This window comes from Albidovulum sp. (assembly GCF_008933605.1).
Classification (GTDB): domain Bacteria; phylum Pseudomonadota; class Alphaproteobacteria; order Rhodobacterales; family Rhodobacteraceae; genus Albidovulum.
Genome location: NZ_WBUS01000119.1, coordinates 1 through 9,596 on the forward strand (window position 1 = coordinate 1; position 9,596 = coordinate 9,596).

Here is a 9,596-nt window from a genome sequence, read left to right on the forward strand (position 1 = left end):
CACGAACTCGCCCGAGCGGAAGCGCAGGCTTCGCGGCCGTGTCACCCGGAAGGAGAAGAGCCGGTCCGTCCAGTGGCGGACCGAGAGCACGGTCTGCGCATCGGGCAGGGTGCGGACGGGTTTGGCGGTGGTGTCGTTCACGGTGTTCAGGTCATTCATCTCGGCCAGGACGGTTCATCGCCCGCCCTCCTTCTATTCAGGAATTGGAACTGGGGAAACCCCGGTGTCAGGCCTTCAGCCGCGACCGATAGTCATGGTCGCGCCAGCCGGCGCGGAAGAGCCACTGCTCCTGCGGCTGGCGCGCTGCAAGTTCGTCGGGGATTTCCACCTCGTCGAAGCCTGCGCGGCGGGCCATCGCATACTGGTCGGCGATGACGTGGCCCTTCGCGCGGAGCCGGCCCGTGAAGCCGCGGGTCCGCAGGTGGCGGGCCAGCGAGAAGCCGCGGCCGTCGGAGAAGGCGGGGAAGGCGACGGCGATCATCGCGACGCCCTCGAAAGTCGCCGGCAGGGAGTCGACACCGGTGTTCGAGGCGATCTCGACCACGGCCGCGCCCTCGAAGTCCTCGGCATGAAAGCCGTCGTCGCGCACGATCACGCTCATGCCGCGTTCTCCTTCCGGTCAGTCTCCTGCGGCAGCGGGCCGCGCACGATCCGGCCATCGACGAAATGGATGCCGCATTCGTCCTTTTGCGTTCCGCGCCAACGGCCTGCGCGTGGATCCTCGCCCTCCTTCACCGGGCTGGTGCAGGGGGCGCAGCCGATCGAGGGGTAGCCCTTCGCCACCAGGGGATGGCGCGGCAGGCGGTTGTTGACGATGTACTCTTCCAGATCCTCGCGGCCCCAGTGGGCGAGGGGATTGACCTTGAGCCGCTTGCCGTCCTCGTTCTCGAAGAACTCCAGCGCCGCGCGGGTGCCTGACTGGAACCGCTTGCGCCCGGTGATCCATCCGTCGAAGCCCCGGAGCGCGCGTTCCAGCGGCACGACCTTCCTCAGATGGCAGCAGGCATCCGTCGAGAACTGGTACAGCGTGCCGTCCGGGTCCTCGAACTGGGTGTCGCGGCGGTCGGCGCGGATGGTCCTGAGGTCGGTCAGGTTCAGCTTCTCGGCCAGCTCGCGCTGGTATTCGAGCGTTTCGGGGAAGAGCATCTGCGTGTCGATGAAGATCACCGGCGTGCCCGGCGCCACGACCGAGACGAGATGCAGCAGCACCACCGATTCCGCCCCGAAGGAGGAGACGAGCGCGAGATTGCCCACCTCGGGGTCGTTCAGCGCGCGCTCGAGAACCGCCGTCGCCGAGTGATGGCGATAGCGCCCGTTCAGCGCCGCGACGCGGTCGTCGAGCGAGGGCAGGGCCATCTCAAGCGGCATCGCGTTCCGCCTCTGCCTCGTAGAGGGCGGCCTTGAAGGGCTCCGCGCCGAGCCGGCGGTAGGCCGCAAGGAAGGTCTCCTCCCGGTCCTCGCGGAGCGCGAGGTAGGCGCGCAGCAGCCGCTCGATCGCCGGCACGATCTCGTCATAGGCGAAGCCGGGGCCGGCACGCTCGCCGAGCGTCATGGTCTCGGTATGGTCGCCGCCGAGGGTGATCTGGTAGTTCTCCACCCCGGCGCGGTCGAGGCCGAGGATGCCGATATGGCCGACGTGGTGGTGGCCGCAGGCGTTGATGCAGCCCGAGATTTTGATCTTCAGCGCGCCGATCTCCTCTTCCAGCCCAAGGGCCTGGAAATGCGTCGCGATCTCCTGCGCGACCGGGATCGAGCGGGCGGTGGCCAGCGCGCAGTAATCCATGCCGGGGCAGGCGATGATGTCGGAGACGAGCCCGATGTTGGCCGTGGCGAGGCCCTCGGTCTTCAGGCTTTCGTGCAGCGCCCAGAGGTCGGACTTGTGGACATGCGGCAGGACCACGTTCTGTTCGTGGCTGATCCTGAGTTCGCCATGGCCGTACTTGTCGGCCAGATCGGCGAGCAGCCGCATCTGGGCCGCCGTCGCGTCGCCGGGCGTCGCGCCGTGCGCCTTCAGCGAGACGGTGACGATGGCATAGCCCGGCACGCGATGGGCGGTCAGGTTGGTGTCCGTCCAGGCGCGGAAGACCGGGTCGGCCCTGCGCGCCGTCTCGTAGCCGTCCTGCGGCGCGTCGCGGAAGGCGGGCGGCAGGAAGGAATGTTCGATATGTGCAAGCAGGTCCGGGTCAACCCCGGTCCATTCGCGCTTGATCTGTTCGAAACGCGCATCAACCGCGTCGCGGAACTTTTCCATTCCGTTCTCGAAGACGGTAATCTTGATGCGCGCCTTGAACTTGTTGTCGCGCCGGCCCATCAGGTTGTAGGTCGAGACGATGGCTTCGAGGTAGGGCAGGAGGTCGGCCTTCTTCAGGAACGGCCGGATCACCTGGCCCACCATCGGGGTGCGCCCGAGCCCGCCGCCCACCAGCACTTCGTAGCCCGTCCGACCGTCGCCGCCGCGCACGATCCTGAGGCCGATGTCGTGCGACTTCGTCACTGCGCGGTCATGCGGGGAACCGGAGACGCCGATCTTGAACTTGCGCGGCAGGAACTGGAACTCGGGGTGGTCGGTGGACCACTGGCGGATCAGTTCTGCCGTCGGCCGCGGGTCCTCGATCTCGTCGGCGGCCGCGCCGGCGAAATGGTCGGCGGTGACGTTGCGGATCGTGTTGCCCGAGGTCTGGATCGAGTGCATCTGCACCTCGGCCAGCGCCTCGAGGATGTCGGGCACATCGGAAAGGCGCGGCCAGTTGAACTGGATGTTCTGGCGCGTGGTGAAGTGGCCGTAGCCCTTGTCCCAGCGCTCGGCGATGTACGCAAGCTGGCGCATCTGCCGCGAGGAGATCGTGCCGTAGGGGATCGCGATCCGCAGCATGTAGGCATGAAGCTGGAGGTAGAGGCCGTTCATCAGCCGGAGCGGCCGGAATTCGTCCTCCGTCAGCGCGCCGGAGATGCGGCGTTCGACCTGGGCACGGAACTGGGCGTTGCGCGCCCGCACGAAGGCTGCGTCGAAGTCGGTGTACCTATACATGACGCGCCTCCTGCTTGCCGTGGGCGTAGTTCGACGGTCCGCGGGTGCGGAAGACTTCGCGGAAGTGGATCGGCTCGGGGCCTTTCGGCCCGGCCTTGGCGTCGGCGAGGTAGGCGCCGACGACGACGTTCTTCTGGTGCTCTGCCTTGAGGAGCCTCAGCTGCGCATGCGCCTCGTCCTCGATCAGCTCCGCCTCGGCGTGATCGCGGGTCCAGCGGTCGTCGGCGGTGAGATAGACGACATCGCCCTCGATCAGCGCGTTGGCGGTGACGACTTTCGGGGTATAGGCGCGACTCATCTGTCCGGTTCCCTGGGACGGCGATTTCTCCAGCCAATATAGGAAAATTTCCCACATCAGCGCTATATGGCCTTGCAGATAAGGACGCATGTTTCGTATCCAGTTCGATGTGGAACCAGCGTTTCGGAATCGAAAGGAAAGACGAATGGCGGTCCGGCTTGACGACATGGATCGGAAAATCCTCGGGCAGCTTCAGGAAGACGCGTCCCAGTCGCTCGACGAGATCGCGCGCAAGGTGGGCTCTTCCAAGACGCCGGTGTGGAACCGGATCCGCAAGCTGAGGGAGGCGGGCGTGATCGGCCGGCAGACGGTGCTGCTCGACGCCGAGGCGCTGGGGCTCGAGGCCTGTTTCTTCGTCCTCATCCGCACATCGGAGCATGAATCGGAATGGCAGAAGAAGTTCCTGCGCACGCTGAAGGCGCGCCCCGAGGTGCTGGAGGCGCACCGGCTGGCCGGCGACATCGACTACATCCTCAAGGTGCGGGTGAAGAACGCGCGGGCCTACGATACCTTCTACCAGGCGCTGATCTCGGAGGTGAAGATCCACAACGTCACGGCGCTCCTCAGCATGGAGGAGATCAAGTCCACGACGCTCCTGCCGCTGTGAGCCCGCGGCGACGGCGGGGCCGGAGCGGTGCCGGCCCCGCGCGCCCCGGCTATTTCGCGGGTTCCATGACCTTGACGGGTTTCACGTTGTGATTGACCCGGAACAGGTTGCCCGGGTCGTATCGGGCCTTGACCTCCTGAAGCCGCTTCAGGTTGCCGCCATAGACGCCGTTCACCCGGTCGGTCTCGTCCTCGGGCATGAAGTTGATATAGGCGGTGCCCATCGAGTAGGGCGCCGTCCGCGCGAAGACATCGCGCGCCCATGCCCGGCAGGCATCGTCCCTTGCCTTGTCGGCCCAGCGGGTGTGGACGTTCATGATGTAATGCGCGTTGCGCTGCGGGTAGGCCGTCGCGTCCGGCGCCACCCTTGCCATCGCGCCGCCGACCTGGGCGATGAAGATTTCGCAGTCCGGCGCCGGGCTGTCGTCGAGCGCCGTCGCGAGCCTGTCGATCAGCTCATCGGGAAGGTCGGCGAAATCGTGGCTTTTCCAGTAGTTGCGCATGCCCGGCGCGAGCAGTGGATCGAACGCCGTCTGCCACCCGGCGAAGGCACTCGGCCCGACGACGTCGGCAATCGGCTGACCGAGCGCGCGCACCTCCGCCACAGCCTTTTCCCCCTCCGCCGGGTCGCCGGCATAGCAGACCGCGAAGGCGAAGATCTCGCGGCCATGCCATTGCTCGGGCAGGAACGGCAGCGGCGGCGCCTTGCGGCACACGGTCCAGACGGCGAGTTCCTCCGGCAGGCGCGGTGCGATCTCGCGGTAGGCGCGGTAGAGCCGCTGGGCCTCGGCAAAGGGGTGGATGATCAGCCCGGCGAGGATTTCACCGCGCATCGGATGCAGCGCGAACTCGAATCCGGTGACGACGCCGAAGTTGCCGCCGCCCCCGCGGATCGCCCAGAAGAGGTCGGGATTCTCCGTCGCGCTCGCGCGGAGCCGCTTGCCGTCCGCCGTCACCACGTCGGCGGACAGGAGGTTGTCGAGCGTCATGCCGTATTTCCGCGTGAGCCAGCCGAACCCTCCGCCAAGCGTGAGCCCGGCGATCCCGGTCGTGGAGTTGATGCCGGTGGGCAGGACGAGGCCGCTGGCCGCCGTTTCCTTGTCGACGTCCCCCAGCGTGGCGCCGGGCTCGACCCAGGCGGTCTTGGTCGCCGCATCGACGCGGACCGACTTCATCAGCGACAGGTCGAGCAGAACGGCGCCCTCGGCAACGGAGTGGCCCGCGATCTGGTGCCCGCCGCTGCGGATCGAGATCAGGAGCCCGTTCTCGCGTGCGAAGTTGACCGCCGCGCAGACGTCCGCGGCCCCGAGGGCACGCACGACGAGCCCCGGCTTGCGGTCCACCATCGCGTTCCAGACGGTCCGGGCCTCCTCGTACCCGGCGTCGCCGTTCAAGGCGACGGTTCCACGAATTCCTGCACGAAGCGCCTCCACGGCGTCTTCTGAGACAGCGACCGGCTTCAACTCGAGACTGCGAATTTGCACTGTCATGGCGTTTCCTCCTGTGGACTGCCAGGCCTTGCCTGTTGAAACGCCGCTGAAACCTATACCAGATCGCGCCCTGTTCTCCAAAGGCTTCCCGTGGTGTTTCGCCCTCCCTCGCGCCGAGCGCCCCTTTTCACCGTCGGACGACCAGCCCGTCGAGCCCGTGGAAGTGAAAAAGGTTGGCGTAGCGGGGCGGTTCCGCGAGGCTGAGGCCGGGAAGGCGCGCGAAGAGGATCGGCAGCGCGGTCTGGAGTTCCAGCCGGGCGAGCGGAGCGCCGACGCAGAAGTGAAGCCCCGCACCGAAGGTGAGGTTGGGTTTGACCGGACGGCCCGGGTTGAAGCGGGCAGGCCGGTCCCACTGCGCCGGGTCGCGGTTTGCCGCGGCGAGAAGGCAACCCACCTCGTCGCCGCGGCGGAAGCTGTGGCCCGCGATCTCGACCTCCTCGTAGGCCCAGCGGGTGAAGAGATGGAGCGCCGGGTCGAAGCGCAGGATTTCCTCGACCGTCCCCTCGACCCTTTCGGGCGCCAGCGCATCGGCGCCGTGGCCGCTCTCGATCACCGCCTTCACGCCGTTGCCGAGGGTGTGGACCGTCGCCTCGTGACCCGCATTGAGGAGGAGGATGCAGGTGGCGATCAGTTCGTCGGTGGAGAGCCTCTCGCCCTCCATCTCGGCCGCGATGAGGTGAGTGATGAGGTCGTCGGCGGGGCGCGAGCGGCGTTCGTCCACGTAGCCGCGCAGGAAGGCGACGAAGGCTTCCGTGGCCGCGACGGCGGCGTCCTCGGTCGCGCGGCTGCGGCGGGCCTGGTACATCCCGACCATCGCGTTCGACCAGGCGAGAAGGTTCGGGCAGCGTTCCTCGGGCACGCCGAGGAGCCGGGCAATGACGATCACCGGCAGGCGCTGGGCGAAGGCCGGCAGCAGGTCGAACGCGCCCTGCGGAAAGGCGTCGATCAGGTCATGCGCGAGGGCCGCGATCTCGGGCGCCAGCGCGGCGATCCGGCGCGAGGTGAAGGCGCGGAGCACGAGTGAGCGGAGCCGCGTGTGGCGGGGCGGCTCCAACTCCAGCATCGAATGCGCCTCGACCGCGTAGAAGGGGGCAAGGTGATCGGGAATCCGACCGCGCCGTTCGGCGGGCACCTCGCGGCCGAAGCGGCGGTCGCGCAGGATGGCACCGACCGCGGTCGCGGAGGTGGCGCAGACGAGACCGTAGTCGTGCCAGAAGAAGAGCGGGCCGGCTTTGCGGGCGCGGTCGTAGAAGCGGTAGGGGTCCTGGACGAAGTCGTCGTCGGTCGGGGACTGGGTCAGCGTTTCCATGCGCCGAGCTAAGCGTAGGTGGCGGCCTGGTTCAAGCGCGGGGCCTGGTCTGCGCGAGGAAGACGCCGGCCAGCACGAGCGTTGCCGCCAGTGCGGAGGGCCAGCTCCAGCTGTCGCCGAAGGCGAGGGCGAAGAGCATCACGTAGAAGGGAGCCACGTTGGTGTGCATCGCGGCGACGCCGATGCCGAGGCCGGCGACGCCGATCAGGAACAGGACCTGCGACAGCGCCATCGACGCCACGCCGTAGGCGGCGGCGTATCCCCATTCGCGCGTGCCGATCAGCTGCCAGGGAACGGCCTGGCCGCCGACGGCAGGCAGAAGCGCCTGCACCGCGACCACGAGGAGCACGCCGCCGGCGATGGTGACCGCCGTGCGGCCGATCGCCGAGAGCCCCGGCAGGGCCGTCACCGAGGCGCGGGAAGCCCAGGTGAAGATGATCGTCGAGGCGAAGATGGCGAAGGCGCCGAGGCCGAGGTTCAGATGCCCCATCCGCGCGCCGTAGACCGCGACACCGCCCGCGACGCTGAGCAGGATGCCGAGAATGATCCTTCCGGTCAGGCGCCGGCCGTCGAGGAGGCATTCGAGCGCGATGCCGATGATGGGCATCGTGGCGGCGATGACCGCGGTGGTGATGCCATCCGTCCGGCTCTGGCCGAAGATCAGCAGGAGCGAGCCGCCCCCCATGCCGATCGCCCCCACGGCAAGGCCCCGCAGCCAGCGGGCGTCGCGCACCGCCTGCCAGCCTTCGAGCAGGAACCATACGGGCAGCAGGAAGGCGCTGGCAGAGACGAGGCGCAGGGCCGTGACCGTCACCGGCGGCAGAACTGCGAGGAGTGCGTCGGCGAGCGGAAATCCGATCGCCCAGACGAGCATGGAGGCCATGCAGGCCGCGTTGGCGAGAACGACCGAGGGGCCCGGCGAGGGAAGCGTCGCTGCGATCGTCACGCCAGGCGTCCGTGCTTGGGATACGGGCACGAGGCTAGGGGGCGGACCGACGGACCGCCCGCCCGGAAGCGACAGGCGAAGTCGCGAATGTCAGGCAGCGTCGAGCGCCGCGAGGATCGCGCCGAATTCGGCGGCCTTCAGGCTCGCACCGCCGACGAGCGCGCCGTCTACGTTCGACGTGGCGAAGATCTCGGCCGCGTTCGAGGGTTTCACCGAACCCCCGTAGAGAAGCCGCACGTCCGCGGCGCCGGCGAGGCGCGTCGCCAGGTCGGCGCGCAGGAAATCGTGCACCTCGGCGATCTGCGCCAGCGTCGGGGTGCGGCCGGTGCCGATCGCCCAGACCGGTTCGTAGGCGATGACCGTGTTGGCAGCGGTGGCCCCGGCTGGAACCGATCCGCGGAGTTGCGAGCCGATGACGTCGAGCGTCGTTCCCGCGTCGCGCTGGGCCTCCGTCTCGCCAAGGCAGATCACCGCGACGAGGCCCGCGGCATGGGCGGCCTCGGCCTTGGCGCGCACGACGGCGTCGGTCTCGCCATGGTCGGCCCGGCGTTCCGAATGGCCGAGGATGACGTGGCTCGCGCCGGCGTCCTTCAGCATGGCCGCGGCGATGTCGCCGGTGTGGGCGCCCGAGGCCTCAGGATGGCAGTCCTGGCCGCCGACCATCACCGGCCCGCCCTTCGCCTTCCACGCCATCTGGGCGATGAGCGTCGCGGGCGGACAGATCAGGACCTCGGATCGTGGGGCGGGGTGGGCCTTCGCCAGCGCCTCGACCTCGGCCAGGCTCGCGGCCAGTCCGTTCATCTTCCAGTTGCCGGCCGCCAGTTTCCGCCGCATCCGATCCTCCCTCAGGTCAAGTCGCGCAGAGCCTCGCGGGCGAGATTGCAGGCGAGGTCGGGATCGTCAAGGGCGGCATGTGGCAGCCGCCAGTAGGGCATGGCGGTCGGTTTCCGCCCCGGCCGGGCATAGGTCCAGCGTTCCCACCCTTCGGCGGAGATGCGCCCGGCGAACGCGCCCGCGCCCTTCAGCCAGAGCGAACCGTCGGAATGGACAAGGGCGAAGATCACGCCGTCGCGGTAGAGGCAAAGCCCGCCCATCATCTTTCGCGTGGTCGGGGGGCCGAGCCCCTCGAACAGTTCCAGCACGAAGGCGATGTCGGCGTCCGAGACGCTCATTCCCGCGCGCCGTCGGCGGGAACGTCCTTGAACTTGATCGATTCGCCGCAGCCGCAGGCTTCGGCCACGTTGGGGTTGTTGAAGCGGAAACCGGATTCCAGGAGCGCGGTCTCGTAGTCGATCTCGGTCCCGAAAAGGAACATCTGCGCCATCGGCGCGATCATCACCCGCGCGCCATCCTGTTCCACGACCTCGTCCATGGGCCCGGGCGCGGCGGCGAATTCCATGGTGTACTCCATGCCCGCGCAGCCGCCCTTCTTGACGCCAAGCCGCAGCCCGAACGCGCCGTCCTTCGCCATCAGGCGGCTGATCTGCGCCACCGCGCGCGGGGTGAGGGTGACCGGGCTCTTGCCGGGAATGCCGAACATGTCGCGTCTCCGTTTCCTGACGCTTAATCTAAGGAATTGCCGCGGGAATTCCAATGGGCGGCAGCGCCGCCATGAGCGCCTGCGTCGCATAGGCGGCGGCGAGCGCCCAGCCGAAGGAGGCGAGCGTACCGATGATGACGTATTCGCCCGCGCGCTGGTCCTTCGAGGTCGTCTCGAACCTGAGGACGGATTTCGCGGCGATGAGAAAGCCGATGCCGGCAGGCTGATGCACCATGACGAGAAGGAAGATGAGCCCGCGTTCGAGCAGGCCGATCAGCTTGCCGCCGTTGGTCAGCCCCTTCGGCAGGTCGTCGCCGGCCCAGGGCGCCATGAGGAGCCCGACCGCGAAGCCGCCCGCGCGCGTGGCGAGGATCGCGCC

General features: G+C 68.3%; 11 protein-coding genes and 2 pseudogenes. 1 reads left to right on the top strand and 12 read right to left on the bottom strand.

Annotated features, from left to right (window positions below; translation table 11 throughout):
* The 5 genes and pseudogenes from F9K34_RS14055 to F9K34_RS14075 all read right to left on the bottom strand — a co-directional run.
* Positions 1–159 (bottom strand): annotated as a pseudogene (locus F9K34_RS14055) (ferredoxin--NADP reductase); the annotation flags it as partial.
* A gap of 67 nt (positions 160–226) precedes the next feature.
* Positions 227–601 carry a DUF934 domain-containing protein gene (locus F9K34_RS14060; RefSeq protein ID WP_291337600.1) on the bottom strand — a complete coding sequence of 125 codons (375 nt, stop codon included), beginning with the start codon at positions 599–601 and terminating at the stop codon, positions 227–229.
* A complete protein-coding gene (locus F9K34_RS14065; protein WP_291337601.1) occupies positions 598–1,368 on the bottom strand; it encodes a phosphoadenylyl-sulfate reductase in 771 nt (256 codons plus the stop codon). Before F9K34_RS14065 ends, F9K34_RS14060 begins: the two co-directional genes overlap by 4 nt.
* A complete protein-coding gene (locus F9K34_RS14070) occupies positions 1,358–3,028 on the bottom strand; it encodes a nitrite/sulfite reductase (RefSeq protein ID WP_291337602.1) in 1,671 nt (556 codons plus the stop codon). Before F9K34_RS14070 ends, F9K34_RS14065 begins: the two co-directional genes overlap by 11 nt.
* Positions 3,021–3,326, bottom strand: coding sequence for a DUF2849 domain-containing protein (locus F9K34_RS14075; RefSeq protein ID WP_291337603.1), 306 nt, complete (start codon positions 3,324–3,326; stop codon positions 3,021–3,023). Before F9K34_RS14075 ends, F9K34_RS14070 begins: the two co-directional genes overlap by 8 nt.
* Before the next feature lie 145 nt (positions 3,327–3,471).
* On the opposite strand from F9K34_RS14075, the gene F9K34_RS14080 reads away from it, so the two are divergent.
* Entirely contained in the window at positions 3,472–3,933 is a 462-nt protein-coding gene (locus F9K34_RS14080; RefSeq protein ID WP_291337604.1) for an Lrp/AsnC family transcriptional regulator, read from the top strand.
* 49 nt (positions 3,934–3,982) lie between these two features.
* Here the strand turns inward: F9K34_RS14080 and F9K34_RS14085 are convergent, their stop codons facing one another.
* The 7 genes and pseudogenes from F9K34_RS14085 to F9K34_RS14115 all read right to left on the bottom strand — a co-directional run.
* Positions 3,983–5,422, bottom strand: coding sequence for an FAD-binding oxidoreductase (locus F9K34_RS14085; protein ID WP_291337605.1), 1,440 nt, complete (start codon positions 5,420–5,422; stop codon positions 3,983–3,985).
* 127 nt (positions 5,423–5,549) lie between these two features.
* Entirely contained in the window at positions 5,550–6,731 is a 1,182-nt protein-coding gene (locus tag F9K34_RS14090) for a cytochrome P450 (RefSeq protein ID WP_291337606.1), read from the bottom strand.
* A gap of 31 nt (positions 6,732–6,762) precedes the next feature.
* Positions 6,763–7,677 carry a DMT family transporter gene (locus tag F9K34_RS14095; protein ID WP_291337607.1) on the bottom strand — a complete coding sequence of 305 codons (915 nt, stop codon included), beginning with the start codon at positions 7,675–7,677 and terminating at the stop codon, positions 6,763–6,765.
* Positions 7,678–7,767: 90 nt separating this feature from the next.
* Complete coding sequence (gene tpiA, locus F9K34_RS14100) at positions 7,768–8,511, bottom strand: triose-phosphate isomerase (protein WP_291337608.1); 744 nt, start codon at positions 8,509–8,511, stop codon at positions 7,768–7,770.
* Positions 8,512–8,522: 11 nt separating this feature from the next.
* Positions 8,523–8,849: a TfoX/Sxy family protein gene (locus tag F9K34_RS14105; protein WP_291337609.1), complete on the bottom strand. Its 327-nt coding sequence runs from the start codon at positions 8,847–8,849 to the stop codon at positions 8,523–8,525.
* Positions 8,846–9,217: a HesB/IscA family protein gene (locus F9K34_RS14110; RefSeq protein WP_291337610.1), complete on the bottom strand. Its 372-nt coding sequence runs from the start codon at positions 9,215–9,217 to the stop codon at positions 8,846–8,848. Before F9K34_RS14110 ends, F9K34_RS14105 begins: the two co-directional genes overlap by 4 nt.
* Before the next feature lie 28 nt (positions 9,218–9,245).
* A pseudogene (locus F9K34_RS14115) lies at positions 9,246–9,596 on the bottom strand (DUF3307 domain-containing protein); the annotation flags it as partial.

Coding starts and splice junctions, on each gene's coding strand:
- F9K34_RS14110 (WP_291337610.1), bottom strand. CDS start 9,217: ATGTTCGGCATTCCCGGCAAGAGCCCGGTCACCCTCACCCCGCGCGCG.
- F9K34_RS14075 (WP_291337603.1), bottom strand. CDS start 3,326: ATGAGTCGCGCCTATACCCCGAAAGTCGTCACCGCCAACGCGCTGATC.
- F9K34_RS14070 (WP_291337602.1), bottom strand. CDS start 3,028: ATGTATAGGTACACCGACTTCGACGCAGCCTTCGTGCGGGCGCGCAAC.
- F9K34_RS14090 (WP_291337606.1), bottom strand. CDS start 6,731: ATGGAAACGCTGACCCAGTCCCCGACCGACGACGACTTCGTCCAGGAC.
- F9K34_RS14065 (WP_291337601.1), bottom strand. CDS start 1,368: ATGCCGCTTGAGATGGCCCTGCCCTCGCTCGACGACCGCGTCGCGGCG.
- F9K34_RS14080 (WP_291337604.1), top strand. CDS start 3,472: ATGGCGGTCCGGCTTGACGACATGGATCGGAAAATCCTCGGGCAGCTT.
- F9K34_RS14060 (WP_291337600.1), bottom strand. CDS start 601: ATGAGCGTGATCGTGCGCGACGACGGCTTTCATGCCGAGGACTTCGAG.
- F9K34_RS14105 (WP_291337609.1), bottom strand. CDS start 8,849: ATGAGCGTCTCGGACGCCGACATCGCCTTCGTGCTGGAACTGTTCGAG.
- F9K34_RS14085 (WP_291337605.1), bottom strand. CDS start 5,422: ATGACAGTGCAAATTCGCAGTCTCGAGTTGAAGCCGGTCGCTGTCTCA.
- tpiA (WP_291337608.1), bottom strand. CDS start 8,511: ATGCGGCGGAAACTGGCGGCCGGCAACTGGAAGATGAACGGACTGGCC.